24 protein-coding genes and 1 other RNA gene are annotated in these 23,216 nt (G+C 68.6%); 11 read left to right on the top strand and 14 right to left on the bottom strand.

From position 1 onward, the window contains the following. The 3 genes from ACAM26_RS01245 to ACAM26_RS01235 all read right to left on the bottom strand — a co-directional run bounded on the left by ACAM26_RS01245 (position 1) and on the right by ACAM26_RS01235 (position 2,935). Positions 1–339, bottom strand: a complete 339-nt coding sequence (locus ACAM26_RS01245; protein ID WP_005225086.1) for a chaperone modulator CbpM — start codon at positions 337–339, stop codon at positions 1–3. Positions 340–369: 30 nt separating this feature from the next. Continuing rightward, entirely contained in the window at positions 370–1,266 is an 897-nt protein-coding gene (locus ACAM26_RS01240) for a DnaJ C-terminal domain-containing protein (protein ID WP_123143286.1), read from the bottom strand. A 148-nt stretch (positions 1,267–1,414) separates the two neighbouring features. Further along, positions 1,415–2,935, bottom strand: a complete 1,521-nt coding sequence (locus tag ACAM26_RS01235) for an AAA family ATPase (RefSeq protein ID WP_369612969.1) — start codon at positions 2,933–2,935, stop codon at positions 1,415–1,417. A 275-nt stretch (positions 2,936–3,210) separates the two neighbouring features. On the opposite strand from ACAM26_RS01235, the gene ACAM26_RS01230 reads away from it, so the two are divergent. The 3 genes from ACAM26_RS01230 to ACAM26_RS01220 all read left to right on the top strand — a co-directional run bounded on the left by ACAM26_RS01230 (position 3,211) and on the right by ACAM26_RS01220 (position 6,169). Next, on the top strand, positions 3,211–4,761 hold the full coding sequence (locus tag ACAM26_RS01230; RefSeq protein WP_369612968.1) for a 2-isopropylmalate synthase: 1,551 nt from the start codon (positions 3,211–3,213) through the stop codon (positions 4,759–4,761). A 6-nt stretch (positions 4,762–4,767) separates the two neighbouring features. Continuing rightward, positions 4,768–5,679 (top strand): uracil-DNA glycosylase family protein, encoded by a 912-nt coding sequence (locus tag ACAM26_RS01225; RefSeq protein WP_369612967.1) that lies wholly within the window; start codon positions 4,768–4,770, stop codon positions 5,677–5,679. Between the two features lie 100 nt (positions 5,680–5,779). Continuing rightward, positions 5,780–6,169, top strand: a complete 390-nt coding sequence (locus tag ACAM26_RS01220) for a sulfur globule family protein (protein ID WP_062277246.1) — start codon at positions 5,780–5,782, stop codon at positions 6,167–6,169. 100 nt (positions 6,170–6,269) lie between these two features. Here the strand turns inward: ACAM26_RS01220 and ACAM26_RS01215 are convergent, their stop codons facing one another. From ACAM26_RS01215 to ACAM26_RS01195, 5 genes are all read right to left on the bottom strand, one after another. Then, positions 6,270–6,797 (bottom strand): phosphatase PAP2 family protein, encoded by a 528-nt coding sequence (locus ACAM26_RS01215; RefSeq protein WP_123140039.1) that lies wholly within the window; start codon positions 6,795–6,797, stop codon positions 6,270–6,272. Then, the gene (locus tag ACAM26_RS01210) at positions 6,773–7,966 is read right to left on the bottom strand and encodes a glycosyltransferase family 1 protein (RefSeq protein WP_123142003.1); all 1,194 of its coding nucleotides are present in this window, start codon (positions 7,964–7,966) and stop codon (positions 6,773–6,775) included. Before ACAM26_RS01210 ends, ACAM26_RS01215 begins: the two co-directional genes overlap by 25 nt. A gap of 3 nt (positions 7,967–7,969) precedes the next feature. Continuing rightward, positions 7,970–8,722, bottom strand: coding sequence for a 1-acyl-sn-glycerol-3-phosphate acyltransferase (locus ACAM26_RS01205; protein ID WP_223806016.1), 753 nt, complete (start codon positions 8,720–8,722; stop codon positions 7,970–7,972). 10 nt (positions 8,723–8,732) lie between these two features. Beyond that, on the bottom strand, positions 8,733–9,500 hold the full coding sequence (locus ACAM26_RS01200; protein ID WP_123142004.1) for a GNAT family N-acetyltransferase: 768 nt from the start codon (positions 9,498–9,500) through the stop codon (positions 8,733–8,735). Between the two features lie 117 nt (positions 9,501–9,617). Further along, on the bottom strand, positions 9,618–10,274 hold the full coding sequence (locus tag ACAM26_RS01195) for an HAD family phosphatase (RefSeq protein ID WP_123140035.1): 657 nt from the start codon (positions 10,272–10,274) through the stop codon (positions 9,618–9,620). 260 nt (positions 10,275–10,534) lie between these two features. Between ACAM26_RS01195 and ACAM26_RS01190 the strand changes: the two genes are divergently transcribed. The 4 genes from ACAM26_RS01190 to ACAM26_RS01175 all read left to right on the top strand — a co-directional run bounded on the left by ACAM26_RS01190 (position 10,535) and on the right by ACAM26_RS01175 (position 14,167). After that, positions 10,535–11,086, top strand: coding sequence for an RNA pyrophosphohydrolase (locus ACAM26_RS01190; RefSeq protein ID WP_123140034.1), 552 nt, complete (start codon positions 10,535–10,537; stop codon positions 11,084–11,086). A 95-nt stretch (positions 11,087–11,181) separates the two neighbouring features. Further along, positions 11,182–13,443, top strand: coding sequence for a phosphoenolpyruvate--protein phosphotransferase (ptsP, locus tag ACAM26_RS01185; protein ID WP_369612966.1), 2,262 nt, complete (start codon positions 11,182–11,184; stop codon positions 13,441–13,443). A gap of 26 nt (positions 13,444–13,469) precedes the next feature. Beyond that, complete coding sequence (locus tag ACAM26_RS01180; RefSeq protein WP_123140032.1) at positions 13,470–13,850, top strand: PH domain-containing protein; 381 nt, start codon at positions 13,470–13,472, stop codon at positions 13,848–13,850. After that, on the top strand, positions 13,847–14,167 hold the full coding sequence (locus tag ACAM26_RS01175; RefSeq protein WP_369612965.1) for a cupin domain-containing protein: 321 nt from the start codon (positions 13,847–13,849) through the stop codon (positions 14,165–14,167). The genes ACAM26_RS01180 and ACAM26_RS01175 overlap by 4 nt, the downstream gene beginning before the upstream one ends. A 68-nt stretch (positions 14,168–14,235) precedes the next feature. Here the strand turns inward: ACAM26_RS01175 and ACAM26_RS01170 are convergent, their stop codons facing one another. After that, positions 14,236–14,655, bottom strand: a complete 420-nt coding sequence (locus ACAM26_RS01170; protein ID WP_123142007.1) for a pilin — start codon at positions 14,653–14,655, stop codon at positions 14,236–14,238. A 757-nt stretch (positions 14,656–15,412) separates the two neighbouring features. Further along, a protein-coding gene (locus tag ACAM26_RS01165; RefSeq protein ID WP_369612977.1) for an IS1 family transposase occupies positions 15,413–16,122 on the bottom strand; the annotation gives its coding sequence in 2 pieces (ribosomal slippage) (positions 15,413–15,841 and positions 15,844–16,122; 708 coding nt in all). 100 nt (positions 16,123–16,222) lie between these two features. Here ACAM26_RS01165 and ACAM26_RS01160 point away from each other — a divergent pair. Beyond that, positions 16,223–16,729 (top strand): hypothetical protein, encoded by a 507-nt coding sequence (locus ACAM26_RS01160; protein ID WP_369612964.1) that lies wholly within the window; start codon positions 16,223–16,225, stop codon positions 16,727–16,729. Positions 16,730–16,739: 10 nt separating this feature from the next. On the opposite strand, the gene ACAM26_RS01155 is transcribed toward ACAM26_RS01160, so the two are convergent. From ACAM26_RS01155 to ACAM26_RS01140, 4 genes are read right to left on the bottom strand one after another with little or no spacing between them, the layout of a single operon-like run. After that, a complete protein-coding gene (locus tag ACAM26_RS01155) occupies positions 16,740–18,149 on the bottom strand; it encodes an FAD-binding oxidoreductase (RefSeq protein WP_369612963.1) in 1,410 nt (469 codons plus the stop codon). Then, the gene (locus ACAM26_RS01150) at positions 18,124–18,744 is read right to left on the bottom strand and encodes a BON domain-containing protein (RefSeq protein WP_369612962.1); all 621 of its coding nucleotides are present in this window, start codon (positions 18,742–18,744) and stop codon (positions 18,124–18,126) included. The genes ACAM26_RS01155 and ACAM26_RS01150 overlap by 26 nt, the downstream gene beginning before the upstream one ends. Then, the gene (locus tag ACAM26_RS01145) at positions 18,722–19,078 is read right to left on the bottom strand and encodes a YraN family protein (protein WP_123140027.1); all 357 of its coding nucleotides are present in this window, start codon (positions 19,076–19,078) and stop codon (positions 18,722–18,724) included. Before ACAM26_RS01145 ends, ACAM26_RS01150 begins: the two co-directional genes overlap by 23 nt. Before the next feature lie 7 nt (positions 19,079–19,085). Then, positions 19,086–20,930 (bottom strand): penicillin-binding protein activator, encoded by a 1,845-nt coding sequence (locus tag ACAM26_RS01140; protein WP_369612961.1) that lies wholly within the window; start codon positions 20,928–20,930, stop codon positions 19,086–19,088. Between the two features lie 39 nt (positions 20,931–20,969). Here ACAM26_RS01140 and rsmI point away from each other — a divergent pair, with 39 nt between their 5' ends. The 3 genes from rsmI (at position 20,970) to mraZ (ending at position 23,184) form a co-directional block, all read left to right on the top strand. Then, entirely contained in the window at positions 20,970–21,821 is an 852-nt protein-coding gene (rsmI, locus tag ACAM26_RS01135; RefSeq protein WP_369612960.1) for a 16S rRNA (cytidine(1402)-2'-O)-methyltransferase, read from the top strand. Between the two features lie 258 nt (positions 21,822–22,079). Then, positions 22,080–22,448, top strand: an RNA gene (gene rnpB, locus ACAM26_RS01130) — RNase P RNA component class A. Between the two features lie 280 nt (positions 22,449–22,728). Further along, positions 22,729–23,184: a division/cell wall cluster transcriptional repressor MraZ gene (gene mraZ / locus ACAM26_RS01125; protein ID WP_062277283.1), complete on the top strand. Its 456-nt coding sequence runs from the start codon at positions 22,729–22,731 to the stop codon at positions 23,182–23,184. Positions 23,185–23,216 lie beyond the last annotated feature (32 nt).

Genomic DNA, 23,216 nt, shown 5'->3' with positions numbered 1-23,216 from the left:
TCAGCGCGGCGTGCCGGGGGCGCCGAGGTGCTGCTCGAGCACCTGCAGCCGCTCGCGCAGGCGCTCGTTCTCCTCGAGCAGGTCGAGCGCCAGCGCGGTACCGGCGAGGTTGAGGTCGAGGTCGTGGCGCAGCCGCACGGCGCGGCGCGCACGGCGCACCGCGACCCCGTCGAAGCGCCACTCGGCGGGGAGGCTGCCGCAGGGGTTGAGCAGCCCCTCGGCGACCATGCACTCGATCAGGTGGTGCTCGGCGTCGCAGAGCACGCACAGCTCGACCAGCGACAGGCTCAGGCCCTCGTCGAGCACGATGCCCTCGAAGATCCGCTCCAGCTGCTGCATCGGCGATGTCCTCCCTCATTGAGCCGCGCGCTATACCCCGAGGTCGGCGCGCGGGTTGAAGTCTAGCTGCTCGGCGAGCTTGCGGTAGGCGCGCCGTGCCGCCTCGGTGGTTGCCGGCGGCGCCTGGATCTCGAGTGTCACCAGGGTGTCGCCGGGCGGATCGCCGGGCAGCCCGCGCCCCTTGAGCCGCAGCCGCTGCCCGGACTGCGAGCCCGGCGGGATCTTCAGGCTGACGGTGCCGCCGAGGGTGGGCACGCTCACCGCGGCGCCGAGCGCCGCCTCCCAGGGCGCCAGGGGCAGGCGCAGGTGGATGTCGCGTCCGTCCGGGGTGAAGTGCGGGTGGGGCTTCAGCTCGACCTCGAGATAGAGGTCGCCGGCCGGGCCGCCGCCGAGCCCGGCGCCGCCCTGGCCGGCGAGCCGGATCTGTCGCCCCTGGGTGACCCCGGCGGGGATGCGGACCTTGAGGGTGCGGGCGTTGCCCGAGGACTCGACCCGTACCTGGCGGGTGACGCCGCGATAGGCCTCGTCGAGATCGAGGGCGATGCGCACCGTCTGGTCCTGGCCGCGGCGTCGCGGCGGCTCGGCGCCGCCGAAGGCGCGCCCGAAGATGCTGGAGAAGAAGTCGCTGAAGTCGCCGACGTCATCGGCGTCGAAGCGATAGTTGCCGCGGCGCCCGCCGCCGGGCGGCGGGCGGAAGTCCTGACCGGCGCGCCAGCCGCTGCCGAGCGCGTCGTAGGCGGCGCGCTTCTCGGGGTCGTGCAGCACCTCGTTGGCCTCGTTGATCTCCTTGAAGCGGGCCTCGGCGTCGGACTCCTTGCTGACGTCCGGGTGGTACTTGCGTGCGAGCTTGCGATAGGCCCGCTTGATCTCGTCCTGGGAGGCGTCGCGCGCCACCCCGAGGGTCTTGTAGTAATCCTTGTATTGCATCGTCTGCTCTCGCGGAATGGACGGGCCCGATCATGCACCGCGCCGTGATGGCGCGTGCATCTGTGGCGGCGGGCCGATCGTCGTCTGATCGCTGGATAGTCGTTGCGGCGGGGCGATTGTCAAGCGTGGCGGTGAGGGTGCGTCTGGCTCAGTCCGTCTCGGCCGGGGTGTGGGCCGGGACGGTGCGCTCGCGTGCCCAGGCGCGCAGTGCCGCGATCCGCTCCTCCATCACCACCGCCAGCGGCTGGGTGGCGGCCAGCTCGGCGAGCAGCGCCTCGGTGTCGGGGCGGCGCTCGGCGCCGTCCTCGGCATAGCAGGCGGCGACCACCGCCTGCTCGATCCCGGCGCCGGTGAAGCCCTCGCTGGCCGCGGCGAGGGTGTCGAGATCGAGTGCGGTCGGGTCGATGCCGCGGCGCGCGAGATGGATGGTGAAGACCTCGCGACGCACCCCGGCATCGGGCAGGTCGACGAAGAACAGCTCGTCGATGCGGCCCTTGCGCAGCAGCTCGGGCGGCAGACGCGAGACGTCGTTGGCGGTGGCCACCAGGAAGACCCGGGCGCGGCGCTCGGCCATCCAGGTGAGCAGGGTGCCGAGCACGCGTCGGCCAACGCCGTCGTCGCCCGAGCCGCTGGCCAGCCCCTTCTCGATCTCGTCGATCCACAGCACGCAGGGCGCCATCACCTCGGCGGTGCGCAGCGCCTGGCGCAGGTTCTTCTCGGTCTCGCCGATGTACTTGTCGTAGAGGGTGGCGAAGTCGAGACGCAGCAGTGCCACCCCGAAGCGCCCAGCGACGGCCTTGGCCGCGAGGCTCTTGCCGCCGCCCTGGACCCCGAGCAGGAGGATGCCGCGCGGGCGGTCGCGACGCTCGTCGGCGTCGAGGAAGGGCGCGCGGCGGCGATCGAGCCAGGCCTTGAGGTTGTCGAGCCCGGCGATGTCGGCGAAGGTGCGGGTGTCGTACTCGAAGGAGACCACGCCGTCGGGGCTGAGCAGGGCGTACTTGGCGCGGCGCAGGGCGGCGACGTCGTCGCGGGTGATGGCGCCGTCGTCGCGCACCGCGTTGCGGATCAGCCGCCGGGCATCGGACTCGGTGAGACCGAGCAGGTTGTTGGCCAGCTGCTCGACGGCCTCGCGGTTGGCGCGCAGCGCGCGCCCGGGCGCGGCCTCCTGCCAGGCGCGGGCCTCCTCGCGGATCAGCTCCATGATGCGCTTGCGCTCGGGCAGGCGCAGCTGGAAGCGCACGCTCAGATGACGCAGCTCGGCGGGCAGTTCGAGCCCGTGGCTGACCAGCACCAGGGTGCGTGCGCAGGTGGCATGGGTCTGGGCGATCTCCTTGAGCAGACGGACGTGGATCGGGTCGTCGAGATAGGGGTGGAAGTCGAGCAGCAGATAGAGCCCGGGCTGGTCGAGCGCGTGGATGTGGCGCAGCGCCTGGCGCGGCTCGGCGAGGTTGCGCTGTGGTTCGGCGTCGAACTCGAGCCGGCGCAGCCCCTCGGTCACCGTCCAGCGGAAGGCGGGCTGGCCGAGACGGATCGCCAGCCCGGCGAACAGCTCGACCACGCGCGGCTCCTCGACCGATTCGATGATCAGGATCGGGGTGTCGGCGCGCAGCAGCAGCTCGAGATCGTGCAGATCCGGCATGGGGAGGTTGGTGGTGTCGGTGACGGGCATGATCGGGGACCGCTCGGTGGCGTCTCGTCGACGTCTCCGGCAAATTTACCAGCATCATCGTCGACAACCCAGTGACAGCGCGGGGCGAGGCTGCGAAGATGCGGAGACGCGCCGCGTCGACCTGTCTCCCCGCCCCCGTCCCAGGTCCGCAGCCCGCTCCGCCCGCTGAGCGGGCCGGGGCGTCGTCCCGTGGTGGACGACGGCGGGGCACGCGGCCCCATCACAGCCATCAGCACCGGCCTGGCAGGGCCTCCAGGCGTAGCGAGAGAAGAGCCATGAGCGACAAAGACCACTTGATCATCTTCGACACCACCCTGCGCGACGGCGAGCAGAGCCCCGGGGCCTCGATGACGCGCGACGAGAAGGTGCGCATCGCCAAGGCCCTGGAACGACTGCGCGTGGACGTCATCGAGGCCGGGTTCCCGATCGCCAGCCCGGGCGACTTCGAGGCGGTCGCGGCGGTCGCCGAGCAGATCAAGGACAGCCGTGTCTGTGGTCTGGCGCGGGCGCTCGACAAGGACATCGATCGCGCCGGTGAGGCGCTGGCCAAGGCCAACGCCGGACGTATCCACACCTTCATCGCCACCTCGCCGATCCACATGGAGAAGAAGCTGCGGATGCAGCCCGAGCAGGTGATCGAGCAGGCGGTGGCGGCGGTGCGGCGGGCGCGGCGCTACACCGACGACGTCGAGTTCTCCGCCGAGGACGCCGGGCGCTCGGAGATCGACTTTCTCTGTCGCATCACCGAGGCGGTGATCGAGGCCGGGGCGACCACGGTGAACATCCCCGACACCGTCGGCTACAACATCCCCGACCAGTTCGGCGCGGTGATCGCGGCGCTGCGCGAGCGCGTGCCCAACGCCGATCGCGCGGTGCTCTCGGTGCACTGTCACAACGACCTCGGGCTGGCGGTGGCCAACTCCCTGGCGGCGGTGCGCAACGGCGCGCGCCAGGTCGAGTGCACCATCAACGGGCTCGGCGAGCGCGCCGGCAACGCCGCGCTCGAGGAGATCGCGATGGCGGTGCGCACCCGTCAGGACCTCTTCGACTGCGACACCCGGCTCGACACCACCCAGATCGTCACCTGCTCGCGCCTGGTCTCGGGCATCACCGGCTTCACCGTCCAGCCCAACAAGGCGGTGGTCGGCGCCAACGCCTTCGCCCACGAGTCGGGCATCCACCAGGACGGCGTGCTGAAGAACCGCGAGACCTACGAGATCATGCGCGCCCAGGACGTCGGCTGGAGCGAGAACCGCATGGTGCTGGGCAAGCACTCGGGGCGCAGCGCCTTCCGCAGCCGGCTCCACGACCTCGGCATCGAGTTCGCCTCCGAGGAGGAACTCAACGCCGCCTTCGCCCGCTTCAAGGACCTCGCCGACAAGAAGCACGAGATCTTCGACGAGGACCTCCAGGCGCTGGTCACCGACGCCAACCTCGATGCCGCCAACGAGCGCGTCAAGCTGGTCTCGCTGCGGGTGTGCTCGGAGACCGGCGAGACCCCGAACGCCGAGTTGGTGCTCGCCATCGACGGTGCCGAGCGCAGCGCGGCGGCGAGCGGCAGCGGTCCGGTCGACGCCGCCTTCCGCGCCATCGAGTCGGTGGTCGAGAGCGGCGCCGAACTCAAGCTCTACTCGGTCAACGCCATCACCAGCGGTACCGACGCCCAGGGCGAGGTGACGGTGCGGCTGGAGAAGGGCGGGCGCGTGGTCAACGGGCAGGGCGCCGACATCGATATCGTCATCGCTTCGGCCAAGGCCTATGTCAACGCCTGCAACAAGGTGCTGCACGGCAGCCACCGCGCCCACCCCCAGGGCGCGGACGTCTGAGTCGGGATGGACGAGCAACGTCGTCTGAGCTATCTGGCGCGGATGGGGGTGCATGCCTGGCAGCCGCGCACGGACGAGCGCGATGGCGCCGCGGCGGCGCCGCTCGAGATGCCGCCGGCGGTCCCGCCGCAGGCGCCGCCCGCGACCCTCGAGCCGGCACGGCCCCGACCCGCGCCGCGTGCCCCCGAGCCGCCGCCGGTACCGATGCCGCCGCCCTGCGCACCGTCCTCGTCCGAGCCGGCGCCCTTCACCGAGCGCACGGTGGCGCCGCGCGCGCCCGCGCCCGAGCCCGAGCCGCCGGCCGATGATCTGTTCGCGCCCGCCGCATCCGCCGCGGTCCCGGCGGTCGCCACGATGGATTGGGAGCAGCTGGCGCGCGCGGTGCACGGCTGTCGTGGCTGTGCGCTGCACGAGACCCGACAGCACAGCGTCTTCGGCAGCGGCGCGCGCAATGCGCGGCTGATGCTGATCGGCGAGGCCCCGGGCGCCGACGAGGATCGTCAGGGCGAGCCGTTCGTCGGACGGGCGGGGCAACTGCTCACGCGCATGCTCGAGGCGATCGGGCTGGCGCGCGAGGAGGTCTTCATCGCCAATGTGCTCAAGTGTCGCCCGCCCGGCAATCGTGACCCGCACCCCGAGGAGATGGCCCGCTGCGAGGGCTATCTGCAACGTCAGATCGCGCTCATCGAGCCGACACTGATCCTCTCGCTGGGGCGGATCTCGGCCCAACACCTGCTCAATACCGATGTCAGCGTGGGTCGGCTGCGGGGGCGCTGGTTCGAGGTCGGCGATGCGCGCATTCCGCTGCGGGTGACTTATCATCCTGCCTATCTGCTGCGCTCGCCGGCGCAGAAGGCCAAGTCCTGGGAAGATCTCAGCGCGGTCGCGCGGCGGTTGCGGGAGACTGAGAGGAAATAATTTCCATATTTAATTATTTTCTAATATAATCCATTCCGTCGTCGCCGCTTGCGGCGACCGGGTTTGCCATCAGATCGAATTCCAACGACCGGAGAGATCAATGAAAAAGCTTGCTACCGCCGCTGCAGTCGCTGCCCTCCTGGGTGCCTCCGCTTCCGCTTCTGCCTGGTGGGGGCCGGGCGGTGGTTACGGCCCGGGCTATGGTTCCGGCTTCGGCGACATGTTCAACGACATGTTCGGTGACGGCTGGGGCGACTTCAACATGAACATGAGCGGCGGTGGTCGCGGTTATGGTCGCGGTCGCGGCTATGGTCGTGGTTACGGCTATGGCTACGACAACCCCTACTACGGCGGCTACCCCTACTACGGTTACGGCGCGCCCTACTACGGCGGCCCCTATGCAGCGCCCTACGGCGCACCTTACGGTGCCCCCTATGGCGCTCCCATGCCGGCTCAGCCCGCGCAGCCGGCTCAGCCCGCCTCGAAGTAAGCAGGGTCAAGCCTGATCGCCCCCTTGGCGGGGCGAACGACAGGACGCCGGGCGCAAGCCCGGCGTCCTGTTTTGCGTTCTGGGGGACGTGAGGCGCTGGCTAGCCGAGCAGCGCCAGGCTGGTGTCGGCGAGCAGCAGGCCGATGCCGGTGGCCACCAGCACGTCGCTCGGGTAGTGCAGCCCGAGGATCACCCGCGAGCCGGCCACCAGCAGGGTGAAGGGCACCAGGATCCAGGCGAGTTGGGGGAAGTAGTGGATCGCCACCATGGTGAAGACCACCGCGTGCAGGGTGTGCCCCGAGGGGAAGCTGTAGCGGTCGAGTGGCGGCACCAGTGCGACGATGTCGCTGGCATGGTTGCAGGGACGCTCGCGGCGGGTGAAACGCTTGAGCGACTTGTAGAGCGCCAGTGCCACCCCGCCGGTGAGCAGCATGTGCAGACTGGTCTGCAGCCCGTAGGCGCCGTGGGTCAGTGGCAGCAGTGCGATCAGGCTGTACCAGAAGATACCGTCGCCGAGCCGGCTGATCAGGGCGAAGCTGCGCTGGATCCACTGCCGCCGGCTCGGGCGGCTGCAGGCTCGGCAGAGCGTCGTCTCCAGGTCGTTCAGGTGTTGTAGCCACATCTGCATGACAAGTCTCCGCTGCGACGCTGTCGATGGATGACTTCGATCAGTCGCTCCTCGAGCCCCTCGAGGACGCGTTCCCAACTCATGCCCTCGGCGTCGTGACGGGCCGCCTCGCCGATCCGGCGCAGTCGCGCGCGATCGCTCGCCGCCTCGCGGGCGGCCCGGAGGTAGTCGTCGCGCTCGCCTAACGGCACTGTAACGCCGTTTCGCCAGGGGTCAATGTATGTGTGTGCGGCGGCATCGTCGTAGGCGATCACCGCCAGGCCGCTGGCCATCGCCTCGGTGACCACGTTGCCGAAGGTCTCGGTCTCGCTGGGGAACAGGAACAGGTCGCCCGAGGCATAGTGCGCCGAGAGCGCCTGGCCGGTCTTTGCCCCGGTGCAGACATAGTCGGGGGCGCTGCGGCGCAGCGGTGCCAGCTCCGGCCCGTCGCCGACGAGCACGAAGCGCGCGCTCGGGTGCTCGGTGCGGATCGCCTCGAAGGCGGCGCAGGCCAGCTCGAGGTTCTTCTCCGCGGCGATCCGTCCGACATAGAGCACCGCCAGGTCGTCCGTCTCGCAGCCCCAGGCGCGGCGCAGCGCCGGGTCGCGCCAGCGCGGCGAGAAGCGCTCGATGTCGACCCCACGCCCGAACACATGGACATTGGTGAAACCGGAGACGGTGAGCGTCTCGCGCAGCGCCTCGGTGGGCACCAGGGTAGCCTGAGAGCGGTTGTGGAAGCGGCGCAGCGTGGCGACGATCGGGCGGGTGAGCATGCCCAGTCCATAGTGCTGGCTGTATTGGTGGAACTGGGTGTGGAAGCCGGTGACCGTCGCCACCCCGAGTGAGCGCGCCGCGGCGAGCGCGGCGTGCCCGAGAGGTCCCTGGGTGGCGATATAGACCAGGTCCGGGCGGGTGCGGCGCCACAATCGGCGCAGCCGCCAGTAGACCGGCAGACCGAAGCGCAGTCCGCGATAGCCGGGGATCGGCAGTCCGGGGACCACGATCTCGATCGGGGTTGCGCCCGACTCGTCGCGTTGGCGCGGACGCACCACCCTGACCCGGTGACCGCGCGCCATCAGCCCCTCGGCGAGGTGACGCATGGTGTGCGCCACGCCGTTGATCTCCGGGGGGTAGGTCTCGGTGACGATGGCGACACTCAACACGGTGGGTCGGGGGGCGGTGGTGTTCATGGCTCAGGCGGCTTCGGGCTGCAGGTCCAGTGATCGGGCAATGGCCGTGCGGGTCTGCTCGGCCAGTTCATGACGTCTTGCGCTCGGCGCCGGCGCCAGTGGCGCCAGACACTCGATCCTGACCTGCAGCGCCGGGTGACGCACGATGCGCAGCAGGCTGAGGACCAGGTTGTCGTCGTCGGTGTAGGCGGCGGCGCGCTCGGGGGCCGGGTGGTCGGCGTGCTGGTAGCGGATGGCCACCGGCTGAACCCGGGTGCCGGGGATCTGGGCGAGCGCGAACAGCCGTGGGTGGAAACGGCGCAGTCCCTGGCCGTCGCTGGTGGTGCCTTCGGGGAAGATCACCACCGCGCGACCGCCGCGCAGGTCATCGGCGATGCCCTGCATCACCTGTTCGGTCTGGTGGGCGCCGCGGACGATGAAATGGGTGCCGGCGAGGCGCGCCAGCCAGCCGATCAGCGGCCAGCGCCGCACCTCGGACTTCGACAGGAAGCCCATCTCGCCCTGGGCGCCGAGCACCGGCACGTCGAGCCAGGAGACGTGATTGGCGACCACCAGCGCGCCCGGTGCGACCCGGCCGCTGACCTCCAGGGTGAGGCCGAGCACCCGGCACAGCCGCCGATTCCACCAGCGCACCGCGCGCGCGGTCCAGGCCGGTGGATGGCCGAGGCGATCGAGTAGATGGATCCAAAGACCGATCATGGTTCCGGTGATCAGGTGCTCGATCAGGCGCAGCAGGCGCCAGCCGGTCGTCAGCACGCCGGCCCGCTCAGGATTGCGCGGCGCGTTCGAGGAAGTGTCTGGAGTAGCTTGGGTTGAGTTCATCGACATTGAGCAGCATCAGTACGTCCGCGACGCCGAAGTCGGGGTCGCGACAGGGTTCGCCGCATGCCTTGGCGCCGAGCCTGACATAGGCGCGCAGCAGCGCCGGCAGCGGGGCGTCGAGGTTGTCGTCCGAGGCGTGTTCGGTGTGCAGCGGCGCGCGCGGGGTGACCCGCAGCGTCTCCGGCGCCAGCGCCTGGCGGCGCAGCCGGTTCATGATCGCCGCCGCCTGCAGATCGTGCTCGCCGAGCGGCACGCTGGCGCAGCCGAACAGATAGTCCACCCCATGGAGATGGATGAAGCCGGCCAGTCCCGACCACAACACCGCGATCGCCGGACCCTGGCGATAGGCCGGGTCGATGCAGGTGCGCCCGATCTCGAGCTTGCGCCCGGGCAGCGCCAACACCGGGTCGAGCCGGAACTCGCCCTCGGAGTAGAAGCGTCCGAGCCGGGCCGCCTGGTTGTCGAGCAACAGTCGGGTGCAGCCGATGATGCGTCCGGTGCGCCCCTCGCGGACCAGCAGATGCTGGCAATAGGCATCGAAGGCATCCTCGTCGAGCCCTGGGGTGAGGCTGTCGAGCGTCGCTCCCATCTCGCCGGCGAACACCCGATGACGCAGGGCCAGGGCCTCGCGGATTTCTGGTGTGGACGAGGCCAGTTCGACGTAGAGACGTTCGGTGCGCTTGACGACCGACGCAGACGCGGATGCGACCATTGCAGACCCTCTGCTGTTTCCCTGATTGACTGAGAGGGTGATGGTAGGTCGCGACTGTTGCGGGGCGGTGTGGGTGAGATGACGCCAGCATGAAGACCGCCGGACGACTTTGGTGGGTCAGTCGCGCAGCGAGATCACCGGCCAGCCGCGGGCCTCGGCGGTGGCGCGCAGTTGCGGGTCGGGATCGACCGCGACCGGGTGCTCGACCTGCTCGAGCAGCGGCAGGTCGTTGTGCGAGTCGCTGTAGAAGTGGCTGCCGGCGAGGTCGCGATCGTGCTCGGCGAGCCAGGCGGTGAGTCGCTCGACCTTGCCCTCGCGGAAGGTCGGGGTGCCCTCGACCTCGCCGGTATAGCGCCCGTCGCGCTCGGCCGGCAGGGTGGCGAGCAGGTGCGGGATGTCGAAGCGCGCGGCGATCGGCGCGGTGATGAAGGCGTTGGTGGCGGTGATGATCATCGGGGTGTCGCCGGCGTTGCGGTGACGCGCGATCAGCGCATGCGCCTGCTCGAGCATGATCGGGGCGATGCAGGTGTCGAGAAAGTCGGCGCGCAGCGCCTCGAGGCGTTCGCGCGGCAGCTCGCTCAGTGGCCGCAGGGTGAAGCGCAGGAAGGCGTCGATGTCGAGCGTGCCGTTGCGGTAGTCGTGGTAGAAACGGGTATTCTCACGGGCGTAATGCTCGCCGTCGACGATGCCCTGGGAGACCAGGTACTCGCCCCAGAGGTGATCGGAGTCCCCGGCGAGCAGGGTGTTGTCGAGATCGAAGATCGCTAGTGGCATCGGGCGGTGAATCCTGATGGCTGTTGGTGTGGATGGGTTGGGCGGGCGGCGGGAGAGGGGACGCCCCTTGGGCGCGAGCCCGCCGCTCGATGGTCCGGGATTCCCCGGATGCTTGCAAGCACGCACCGCGCCAGTGCCGGGAGGCGGTGCGCGGTATACGGGAAAGCCCTTGGTTTGCAGACGCTTACTCGGGTCTTCGCTTGCCGCTATCAACGGGGTATGGAAGAATGCGAAGGCGCGATCCAGTGGGACAGAGTGACGTGATCGATCACGACGGCTTCAGACCGAACGTAGGCATCATCCTGAGCAATCGGGAGCGCCGTCTATTCTGGGGCCGGCGGATCGGACAGAACGCCTGGCAGTTCCCGCAGGGCGGCATCCGCTCCGACGAGACCCCCGAGCAGGCGATGTTCCGCGAACTCCAGGAGGAGGTCGGGCTCGACCACGACCAGGTCACCATCCTCGGCAGCACCCGCGGCTGGCTGCGCTATCACCTCCCCAAGCGCTATATCCGCCGTCATTGCGGCCCGACCTGCATCGGTCAGAAGCAGGTGTGGTTCATGCTCCGCGTCGACTGCGACGAGGGCGCCTTCCGCCTCGATCACTCCGACAAGCCCGAGTTCGACGCCTGGCGCTGGGTCCGTTACTGGCAGCCGCTCACCGAGGTCGTCTACTTCAAGCGCCACGTCTATCTGCAGGCGCTCGAGGAGCTTGCCCCCGCGCTCTACCCCGAGGGCGCGCCGACCCGCGAGCTGCGTCAGCGACCGCGCCAGTCGGCCGGCGGCGCGCTGCTGCGTCAGCGGCGCCGCTGAGTCGGCGCGGCATGGCCGGAGGTCTCTGCAACCCCGGCCGACGGGTCTGCCGACCCGGATTCATCCATCCATCTCTCTAGAGTCCAGCTCCCTCTATGCTCGAAGCCCTGCGCCGTATCGTCCAGGAAGTCAACAACGCCCGGGATCTCGAACAGGCGCTGGGGATCATCGTACAGCGGGTCAAGCTGGCCGTCGGGGCCGACGTCTGCTCGGTCTATCTCAACGATTTCGACAAACGCCACCACGTGCTCCAGGCCAGCGACGGGCTGCGCGCCGCGGCGGTCGGTCGGGTGCGCCTGGAGATGGGCCGCGGGCTGATCGGTCTGGTCAGCGAGCGCGCCGAGCCGATCAACCTCGACGACGCCTTCAACCACCCGCGCTATCAGTGCATCACCGATACCGGCGAGACCAGCTATCACGGCTTCCTCGGCGCCCCGATCATCCAGAACCGCAAGGTGCTCGGGGTGCTGGTGCTGCGCCAGCGCGACAAGCGTCACTTCGACGACGCCGAGGTCACCTTCGTCGTCACCCTGGCCTCGCAGCTCGCCGGCGCCATCACCTTCGCCCGCACCAGCGGCGAACTGGCGCGGTTGCAGGACGACGGCATCCCGCAGCGCTTCCTGCCCGGGCTGGCCGCCTCGCCGGGGGTCGGGCTGGGGCAGGCGGTGGTGGTCTATCCACCGGCCGATCTCGACGCCGTGCCCGATCGCGTCCCCGAGGGCGTCGAGGGTGAGATCGACCACTTCCGCGAGGCGCTCGATCAGGTTGCGGCCGATCTCGACCGCTTCGCCAGCCACACCCACAGTCATCTCGGCGCCGAGGATATGGCGCTGTTCGATGCCTGGCGGCTGATGCTCGAGAGCGACACCCTGGTCGACGGCACCATTGGGCGCATCCGCGCCGGCAACTGGGCGCCGGGCGCGCTGCGCGAGACCATCGCCGAGCACACCCGGGTGTTCGACGCCATGGATGACGCCTATCTGCGCGAGCGCGCCTCGGACATCCGCGATCTCGGGCGCTGTATCCTCATGCACCTGCAGAACCGCACCGTCGACCCCTTGCGTTATGCCGAGCAGACCATCCTCGTCGGCGAGGAGATCAGCGCGCTGCAGATCGCCGAGGTGCCGCGCGAGCGCCTCGCCGGCATCGTCTCGACCAAGGGTTCGGGCTCGTCCCACGTCGGCATCCTCGCCCGCAGCATGGGCATCCCGGCGGCGATGGGGGTCTCCGACCTGCCGGTGAGCCGGGTCGAGGGGCGCGAGATGATCGTCGACGGCTATCGCGGTCGCGTCTATGTCTCGCCGACACCGGCGGTGCGCACCGAATACCTGCGTCTGGCCGAGGACGACGTCGCCCTCACCAATGAACTCAAGGCGCTCTGCCACCTCCCTGCCGAGACCACCGACGGTTATCAGGTGCCGCTCTATCTCAACACCGGTCTGGTCTCCGAGAGCCGTCCGCTGGGCATCGAGGAGTCGGCCGGGGTCGGGCTCTACCGCACCGAGCTGCCCTTCCTGGTGCGCGACAGCTTCCCCGGCGAGGCGGCGCAGATGGCCAACTACCGTCAGGTGCTGGAGCTGTTCGCGCCGCGCCCGGTGACCATCCGCACCCTCGACATCGGCGGCGACAAGCCGCTGCCCTATTTCCCGATGCAGGAGAGCAACCCCTTCCTCGGCTGGCGCGGGGTACGCATCACCCTCGATCACCCCGAGATCTTCCTCGCCCAGGTGCGCGCCATCCTGCGCGCCGCCGTGGGGCTCGACAACCTGCAGCTGCTGCTGCCGATGATCAGCACCATCACCGAGCTGGAGGATGCGCTGCAGCTCATCCATCGCGCCCACGACGAGCTGCGCGAGGAGGGCTACCAGGTGCACATGCCGCCGGTGGGGGTGATGATCGAGGTGCCGGCGGCGGTCTATCTGATCGATTCGCTGGCGCGCCGGGTCGACTTCCTCTCGGTCGGCACCAACGACCTCACCCAGTATCTGCTCGCGGTCGATCGCAACAACCCGCACGTGGCCGAGCTGTATGACGAATTCCACCCGGCGGTGCTGCGCGCGCTGATGCAGATCGTCTCCGGCGCGCGGGTGCACGGGCGCGAGGTCAGCGTCTGTGGCGAGATGGCCGGCGACCCGCTGGCGATCTTCCTGCTGCTCGGCATGGGCGTGCACAGCCTGAGCATGGGCGCGGGCAGCCTGTTGCGGGTCAAGCGGGTGATCCGCAGCATCAGTCGCGCCCGCGCGCGCGAGGTGCTGCAGATGACGCTGCAGTGCGAGGACGGCGCCTCGGTGCGCCGACTGCTGCTCGAAGAACTCGAATCCATGGGGCTCGGCGCACTGGTGCGTCCGGGTCGGTAGCACGCATCCAAGGGGGAGATCAGATCATGGGGCTGTTGAGTGCCATCACCGGCAATGCCGCCAGTCGCGATGCCGAGGCCGTCGGCGAGGAGCTGGCGCCGATCCTCGCCGACGGGGAGCGGGTCGAGCTGGCCTTCCAGCTGGTGCGCGACCAGTTCGTCTTCACCGACGCGCGGTTGATCCTGATCGACAAGCAGGGACTGACCGGGCGCAAGGTCGAGTATCAGTCGATCCCCTATCGCTCGATCACCCGCTTCGCGGTCGAGACCGCCGGCCACTTCGACCTCGACGCCGAGTTCAAGCTGTGGATCGGCAGCGACCCCACGCCGCTGGTGCGCGAGATCCGCGGCGGCGAGAACGTCGCCGCCATTCAGCGCGCGCTGGCGACCATGGTGCTCGGCGGGTGAGCGGCGCGGGCAACCTGCTCGAGGACCTGCGGGTTCCTGCCGAGGGCGAGCGTTTCGAGACCCTGTTCGCCCGTCCCGGGGCGCGTATCGAGCGTATCGTCAGCAGCGCCACCCCGGAGCCGGTCGACTACGATCAGCCGCATGACGAGTGGGTCTGCCTGCTCCAGGGCGAGGCCGTGCTGTGGATCGACGGCGAACGGGTGCGGCTGCGCGCCGGCGACTACCGACTGATCCCCGCCCAGACCCCGCACCGGGTCGAGTCCACCTCGACCGAGCCGGCCTGTGTGTGGTTGGCGGTTCACGTCGGGACATCCTGAAAAGTCTGCCCCGGCCTGGTGCCGGGGCAGCGCTGGCTCGGTCTGTCTCGACGAGCCTGTCACCAGGCTTACGGGGAGGCCGGGCAGCCCTTGGTGGCGAACTTCTTGTCGCCGCTGAACGCGCAGGTCCAGTCCCCGGCGGCGTCACGACTCCAGACGATGGTCTTGCCGATGATCTTGGGGTTGCCGGTCAGGGTGCAGGTGATGTTGCCGACCCCTGTGTCGGCGATGGCCGCCGTGACCGTGCAGCTCGAGGTGGTGGCCTTGAGACCGAGGTCGGTGACATCGCCAAAGTCAGGGGTGCGCCCCTCGTTGACCATCAGCTCCATCTCGGTCTTGCCGGGGGTGATCTCCGCAAGCCCGGCTGCGACCTGGGACTTGGCGACATAGTCCTGATAGGCGGGCATGGCAATCGCTGCCAAGACGCCGATGATCGCCACGACGATCATCAGTTCGATGAGCGTGAATCCCGACTGCTGTCTTTTCATTCTTGCTCTCCATTCTGTGGGTTGAGTTCGCTCTGCGATGCGTGCTCGACAAGCCTTGGCATCTGCTCCATGCAAGACAACTTTCGGGCCAGTTCCAATGATGCCTTAAGCGATTGATTGCGTGTATTCGCTGCTCGGCCTGTCGTCGCCGTTGGGTGAGACGATGTCACGATGTCCGGGTGCGGGGTGAGACAGTCGATCGAGCGTCACCGTTCGCGAGCGGGAAGCGCGAATGGCTTGGTCGGCGGGGTTTTTAAGCCTTGTGGTCGCTGTGAATTTTCATTCGAATGATTGGATTTTGTTTCTATGGTTGTCTAGAGGGCTGTTCCTGGTTGTTGTGATTTTTCATGAGGAGTCGTTTGAATTGCTCTTCATCTGTTATTTGGCGCTATGTATTGATGGCTTTTTTGCTGGTTGTCTGCCATTGTCGCTGGCGGATTTTGAGGTTTTTCGGGATCGTGCCTGTCACTGCTCAAAGGTGTGACATCTGGTGATGTCGCTATTGCGAAGTGTGACTCTGATGGTGAGTTGGCGCCCCTCTGTGTCGGCGATTTAAACTGGTCGTCTTGTTTATTGAATTGAGGTTTTGGAGGGGCTGTGCCGTCGGTATGTCTGGATACCGCGAGCGCCATTACCGGACTGACCAAGCGCACCCTGTGGCGCTATATCCAGGACGGACGCTTGCATGCGATTCGCGGTAGTGCCCTGACTGATAGGGTTTTGAGTCGCTCGATGTTTTTGGTTCGCCCGCAATAAATCACACGCACATCGTGGCGTTGTAGTGATGAATGAAGTTCCAGAGTGCGCCCAGATGGTTTTCCTGGTTCTTCGAGAACGCGAGCGACTTTCTCACCAAGCGGGAGATACGCTGCCGGAGTGTACCGTTGAACCGTTCGATGTGGTTGGTTTCCCCTTGTGACTTCGCACTGGGATAATGTCGGTGTGCCGGGATGATCCGCGCATAGGCGCTCCAGAAATCTGTGTAGACGGGAGCGGAAGTCTGATATTGCGCTGGGATGGAATCCCACAGAGCCTGTGCGGAGCGCTCCGTACGATCGCCAACATGGACTCCGACGATACGCCGGGTCAGGCGATCCATGGCGACCCAGATCCATTGTTTGTTCAGGCGTTTTCCGACAAAGGACCACAGCTCGTCGCACTCCAGGATCACTCCGTAGGGTGTGGTGTTTTTTTTAGCGCGACCTGACGAGGGACCTTCTTGTACTTCTCGTTCACGTAGTTCTGCAGCCAAGCCTCGGAGACCTTCACCGCACGGGCAATTCCGGCCAGGGAGATTTTTTCCAGCAGCAACCGATCGATCAGTTCTCGGGTTTCCTGAGAAACCGGTCCCTTGGCAGGATGGAGAACGAACTGACGACCGCAATCTTGACACTTGTACAACTGCTTGTTCAGCCGGTTGAATCCATTTTTGGTCACATGGTTGGAGTGACACTGCGGGCATGTCAGATACATCTTCTTCACCCTTAAAGCAAGAGATTTTGATCTTATCGAAACCTATCGGTCAGGGCACTACCCGATTCGCGAGGGCCGGGGTCGACGCACCTCGGTGCCGCTGGCCGAGGTGGTGGCCCTGACCGACCGCGTGCTCGATGCCGAGGCCCAGGCGCTGGTGCTGGCCGCCGATCGCGGGGATGCCGAGGCGCAGTGCGACCTGGCGCTGCGGCTGCTCGAACTCGAGCGTCTGGGGAGCGCGCGCGACTGGTTCGCCCGCTCGGCGCGTGCCGGATATGCCGATGCGATGTGCTGGCTGGCGCGGGATCTGCTGGTCGGGCGTTGCGGCGAGCGCGATGACGCCGGCGGGGTGCTGTGGCTGAGTCAGGCCGCAGCCTGTGGTTCGCCGCTGGCCGAGGCACTGTTGATCGAGCTGCACGGTGCGGTCTGTCGCAAGGCGCGCGCCGCGGCCGATCTCGAGACCCTGGAGACGCGTCTCGATGCCGTCGAGCGCGAGGTGCTGTTGCGGGTCTTGAACGAGACCGGCGGCGCGGCGGCCGCAGACGCGGACGGCGAGGGCGACATCGACCGTGTCGCGACCGCACCGATCGAGGAGGTCTGAGCGGTCTCGCTCAGTCGACGGGCGGCAGCCCTTTGTCGGGGTTGAGGATGCCGGCGGGGTCGAAGACCTGCTTGATCTCGCGCATCAGCGCGAGCGCCACCGGGTCGAGCTCGCGGTCGACGAAATCGCGCTTCTCCAGCCCCACCCCGTGCTCGCCCGAGAGGGTGCCGTCGAGCCCGATGACCAGCGCGAAGACCGCGTCCAGACAGGTTGCGGCGCGGGCGACCTCGTCGGGGTCGTCGGGATCGATCAGCAGGTTGACGTGGATGTTGCCGTTGCCGGCATGACCGAAGTTGACGATGGTGATGGCGTGCTCGCGCCCGAGCCGGTCGAGCCCGTCGATGAACGCGCCCATGCGCGAGACCGGCACCACCACGTCCTCGTTGATCTTCTTCGGCGCGACATGACGCAGCGCCGGCGACAGCGCCTTGCGGGTCTTCCACAGCGCGGCGACCTCGGCGGCGCCGTTGGCCCGGCGCAGCTCGATCGGCCCGCCCGCGCGCGCCGCCTCGGCCACCGCCGCGAGCGCGGCCTCGATCCCGGCCTCGGGGCCGTCGACCTCGATCATCAGCAGCGCGCCGGCGCCCGCCGGCAGTTCGAGTCCGGCGTAGCGGCTGACCATCTCCAGGGCGCGCGCGTCCATGAACTCCAGCGCGCAGGGCGTGATCGGCTGCGCCATGATCGCCGAGACCGCCGCCGCGGCGCCGTGGATGTCGCCGTAGGTGACGCGCAGGGTGCGCTTGGTTTCGGGCAGCGGGGTGAGACGCAGCGTCGCCTCGGTGATCAGCCCCAGGGTGCCCTCGGAGCCGATCAGCAGCCGGGTGAGGTCGTAGCCGACCACGCCCTTGGTGGTCTTGACCCCGGTGCGCAGCACCCGACCGCGACCGTCGACGGCGCGCAGTCCCAGGGTGTTGTCGCGCGGGGTGCCGTACTTGACCGCGCGCGGTCCGGCGGAGTTGTAGGCGAGGTTGCCGCCGATGGTGCAGGTGGCGGCGCTGGAGGGGTCCGGCGGCCAGAAGAAGCCGGACGCGGCGAGCGCCTGCTGCAGCGCGCCGTTGGTCACCCCGGGCTGGACCACCGCGAGGCGGTTGTCGGGGTCGATCTGCAGGATCTGGTCCATGCGCTCGAACGACAGCACCACGCCGCCGTGATCGGGCACCGTGGCCCCGGAGGTGCCGGTGCCGCGCCCGCGCGCGGTCAGCACCGTGCCGGTGTCGTGACAGAGCCGGGCGAGTGCGGCGACCTGGTCCTCGTCGGTGGCGAACACCACCGCCTGGGGCAGGGCGTGGCGGCGGCTGTTGTCGTAGCCGTAGGGCCAGCAGTCGGCCGGGGCGGTGAGCAGGTTGCCGGGACCGGCGATCGCGGCGAGCCGTTCGCGCAGCGCGCGCGGCAGTTCAGTTGCCGGTGGGACGGTATTCAAAGAGCTTCACCACGCGCTTGACCCCGCGCACATAGCGCGCCTTCTCGGTCGCGGCATCGGCCTCGGCGGGGCTGACCAGCCCCATCAGATAGACCACGCCGTCCTCGCTGATCACCTTTACCCGGGTGGCGTCGAAGTCCTTGAGGTCGACCTTGGTCAGCGCCAGCTTGACCCGCGAGGTCAGGTAGGCGTCCTCGGACTTGCGCGCCAGGCTCACCCGCGGGCCGATGGTGATCTCGTCGACCACCCGCTGCACCTTGGCCAGACGACGGACCTTGTCGGCCGCGCGCTGGGCGAGTTCGGCGCGCTCGGCCTGACCGGTGAGCAGCACCGTGTAGTTGTAGCTGGTGACCGAGATGCGGGCGTGGTCCTGCAGCTCCCGGTCCTGCTGGATGGCGCTGATCGCGTTCATCTCGATCTGCTGGTCGTCGATGACCACGTAATAGGGCCGGCGGTCGTAGAGCGCGGCGGCGCCGACGGTGATGCCGCCGACCACCAGGGCGCCGCAGCCGCCGATCAGGCTGCTGGCGAGAACGAGCGCTAGGGTTGCCGCGCGCCTCGTGCGCGCGCGCTCAGGCGTCGAGCGAGAAGGCATGTTTCACCCACTGGATCTGGTCCTGGCCGCTGATGGCGACCACATCGAAGCGGCAGCATAGCATGGTCGGATGACGCTGCAGGTAGTGCGCGGCCGCCGCCGCCAGACGGCGTTGCTTGCGCGCGTCGACGGTCGCCGCCGGGCTGCCGTAGCGCTCGCTGCGGCGATAGCGCACCTCGACGAAGACCAGGGTGTCGCCGTCGCGCATCACCAGGTCGATCTCACCGTAGCGGCAGCGATGGTTGCGCGCCTCGGTGGTGAGTCCGCGAGCGCGCAGATAGCGCTCGGCGAGCCGCTCCTTGGCCGCGCCGAGTCTGCCCGGGAGCAGCGCCATCGGGGACTCAGCGCGCCGCGCGCAGGGCCTCGACCTCGACCGGGCGCGGCCCGTCGACGGTGAAGCGCGCGAGGCTGAGACGACGGCGGATCTGTCCCGAGGCGTCGACCGAGAGCCCGCCGGTCTGGCCGGGATAGAGGCTGCCGGGATGACGGGCGAGGTCCTCCATGCGCGGTGCCAGGCGGTAGGCGTCGATGCCCATGGCATAGAGCCTGGCGAGCGGGTCCGGGGTGTTGTCGAGCCCGGCCATCATCCGGTAGCGCGACAGCGGTCCCTGGCCGCCGACGCCGAGCATCCAGGGGATGTCGACGAAATAGAGCCCGACCAGGTCGCGGTCGCGCACCCGCTCGAAGCCGCCGGAGTAGACGTGCGAGGTGGCGATCACCGGCAACCGTCCGGCGCTGGCCTTGGTGATGAGCGGGTTGACCAGCCGCGCCAGATCCGGGGTGGCGATCAGGAACACCAGATCGGCGGCGGTGTTTTGGGTCAGCTCGGTGACCTGTCGGGCATAGCCGGCGTCGCTGGCGTCGACGGTGCGCTCGGCGACGAGGATGCCGCCGAGTCCCTGCCACTGATGGCTGAAGGCGCGCGCCAGACGCTCGCCCCAGCGTCCCTCGGGGCGTAGCACCAGGGCGCGTCTGAGACCGGCACCGCGCGCCTTGTGCGCGACCTCGGCGGCCTCGTCGTCGGGCGAGAGCGAGAACTGGTAGAGGCCGCTGGCATGGCCCTCGCGATGGGTGGTCTCGTTGAGCGCGAGGGTCGGCACGCTCAGCCGACCGCCGCGCGAGAGCGCGTCGACGCTCGCCTTCTGCAGCGGACCGATGACATAGTCGGCGCCGCCCTTGGCGGCGCGGGCATGGAGCCTGCGCACCGCGCCGGGATCTGTGCTGTTGACGAAGCGCAGCGCCGGTCGGCGTCCGCTGGCATCGGCCGCGCGCGCCGCCTCGATGCCGTCGCGCACCGCCGTGGCCGCCCCGGCGAAGCGACCGCCGCGCGGCAGCAGCACGGTCAGCACGTCGTCCTTGGCATAGCCGCTGGCGAGCTGGCTGACGTAGGCGGTGGCCAGCTCGGGCAGTGCCGGGTGCTTGGGGTGCGCGGCGCGCCAGGCGCGGTACTCGCGGGCGAGCGCGGAGGCGTCGTTGCCCCAGCGCTCGCTCAGGCGCAGCACCTCGACCCAACCGCGCATCCGGCCCTTGCCCTCGCGGGCGAGGGTGTCGAGCCGATCGGGGGCGGCTTGTGACAGGGTCGAGAGCAGCGAGACCTGGTTGACCAGCCGTGCCTGCGGTCGGTCGAGCAGGGTGTCGATCATGTCGAGCGCCCGTGCCGCGGCGATCGGGTGATCGAGCAGCCGCTCGGCCGAGGCCTGGATGCCGTAGTACTGCAGCTGCAGCGCCTCGGGCAGGGCACGGTGACGGACCCGTTCGAGCCGGGCGACGGCCTCGCGCGGTCGGCCCTCGAGCAGCTCCAGGTCGGCCTCGGTGAGCAGCAACAGCTCGCGCTGGGCGGCGCTCAGCTCGCTCTGGCGGATGGCTGCGAGCGCCTTGCGCGCGGCGCCGGTGTCGCCGGCGGCGAGGAGGATGCGCGCGGCCTTGAGACGCAGCTGGGCGCGGGCCGGCGGCTCGGACTCGGCGGCCAGCGCCAGATAGCGTTCGGCGGCCTGCGCCGAGCGCCCCGAGGCGGCCAGCGCCTTGGCCTGGCCGAGCTCGGTGGCGCTGACCTCGGAGAGCGTCTGCCCCTCTTCCCAGATCGGATCGACTGCACAGGCGGTGAGCAACAGTGGCAAGATCAGGAGGGTCAGGAAGCCAGGGGTGGACAGCAGGGAGGGGTGGGCGCGATTCTTGTTCTTTTGCATGATTCCGTTGCGCTCGGTGGCCGGCGGAGGTGGGGGGATATGGAACGAGGTCGCGGAGTACTATACGTGGTGGCGACGCCGATCGGCAATCTTGCCGACATCTCGAAGCGTGCGCGTAACACCTTGAATGCGGTCGATTTGATCGCCGCTGAGGATACCCGGGAGAGCGGGCGGCTGCTCGCTCATCTGGGGATCTCGGCACGCCTGGTGTCCTGTCACGAGCACAACGCCGAGGGCTGCTGCGCGCGGGTGCTCGAGGCCCTCGGCGAGGGCCGCGACGTCGCACTGGTCTCGGATGCAGGTACCCCATTGGTGAGCGATCCGGGTTACGAGCTGGTGAACGCGGCACGCGCGGCCGACTTCACGGTGGTGCCGGTGCCGGGTCCGAGCGCACTGATCTGCGCGCTCTCGGCTGCCGGGCTGCCGAGCGATCGATTCCTCTTCCTCGGTTTCCCGCCGCGCGGTCAGTCGCAGCGCCTGGAGCTGTTCGAGTCGCTCCTCGCCGAGCCCGGCACCCTGATCCTCTACGAGAGCGGCAAACGCGCGGTGGCGACGCTGCGTGACCTGGCCGCGGTGCTCGGCGAGCGCCGGGCGGTGGTCGCACGCGAGCTGACCAAGCGCTTCGAGACCTTCCTCTCGGCCACCCCGGCGGCCTTGGCCGAGCGCCTGGAGGCCGATGCCGAGCAGCGTCTCGGCGAGCTGGTGATCCTGGTCGAGGGCCAGCGCGGCGAGGCCGCCCCGGATCGCGCCGAGCAGGAGCGGGTACTGCGCATCCTCGCCGAGGCCCTGCCGCTGCGCCGCGCCGCCGCACTCGCCGCGCAGATCACCGGCGCCAAGACCAACGCCCTGTACCGTCTCGGCGTTGAACTGGAGCTGGGCGGGAAGGGGTAGGGGGCGGCTTTCAGCCTCCAGCCTCCAGCCGCCAGCCAACAGCCAACAGCCAACAGCCAACAGCCAACAGCCAACAGCCAACAGCCAACAGCCAACAGCCAACAGCCAACAGCCAACAGCCAACAGCGGATTGTCTTCGGCCCCCGATGGTGAGGGCAGGCGCCCACTGGGGGCTGGTGACTGAGAGCTGGGGGCTGGCGGCTGATCGCTCGATCCCGCGCGACCTAAGGCATGGTTCTCGGGTATACTGCTTGCTTGGGAGTCGGCCAGACAGTCGCTTCCGTCCTGGTGACGGGGGAGGAAAGTCCGGGCTCCATAGGGCAGGGTGCCAGGTAACGCCTGGGGGGCGAGAGTCCACGGAAAGTGCCGCAGAAAAGATACCGCCGATCCCGTCCTCGGACGGGAGGTAAGGGTGAAATGGTGCGGTAAGAGCGCACCGCGCTGGTGGCAACATCAGTGGCAGGGTAAACCCCACCCGGAGCAAGACCAAATAGGGGAACTCGCGGCTTCGACCGCAGCGCGCGGCCCGCGCGTGTTCCCGGGTAGGTCGCTAGAGGCGTGCGGCGACGCGCGTCCCAGATGAATGACTGTCCACGACAGAACCCGGCTTATCGGCCGACTCCCTTCCTTCCATCGATCTACGTCTCCGTCCCCATTCAGTGCTCGCGCTCGACCTGGTCGAAAGGTAAAGCGTGATCTGAAGTTTATTCTCCAGCCTTTTGATATCAAAACCTTTCACCGGGTCTTCGGCGCTGGTCGAGCTTGCCGGCGTAAGTTGCTGACTGTCCAAGAATAAACTCCACCGTTTCCTTGACTGGCCCCAGACCCCTCTCTAACATGGGAGCCAAGTGGGGGGGAGTGGGGAATCAGGGAGCAGGAACCAGGCGGTTCGCCGCGGGGGCGCTCGGTGTTTCGGGGGGTCAGTCTCGTCAATCTCGATGCCAAGGGGCGTCTCGCGGTACCGGCCCGGTACCGTGAACGGCTGCGTGCTGCCTGTGATTCCCATCTGGTCGTGACGGTCGATCGTGACCGCTGTCTGTTGCTCTATCCGGAGCCCGAGTGGGAGACGATCGAGCACAAACTCGCCGCACTCCCCGCCTTCGATGCCACGGCACGCGCCATCCAGCGCCTCTATATCGGGAATGCACAAGACGTGGAAATGGATGCTCAGGGTCGAATCCTGTTGCCCCAGCATTTGCGTGATTTCGCCACGCTCGACAAACGGGTCGCCTTCGTCGGTCAGGGGGCCAAGTTCGAGCTGTGGGACGAGCACGCCTGGAACGCGCGTACCGCTGCGGCACTGAATGACACCGCGATCGACGAGCTGGCCGCCGCGGCCGGACTCGGGTCCTTCACCCTGTGAGCCCTCACATGCCCCTTGCACGCCCTGTCCCC

The sequence above is a fragment of the Marichromatium sp. PS1 genome, assembly GCF_041155115.1.
Taxonomy (GTDB): domain Bacteria; phylum Pseudomonadota; class Gammaproteobacteria; order Chromatiales; family Chromatiaceae; genus Marichromatium; species Marichromatium gracile.
The sequence above is the reverse complement of the archived record's forward strand: the minus strand, read 5'-3'. Positions and strand labels throughout refer to the sequence as shown.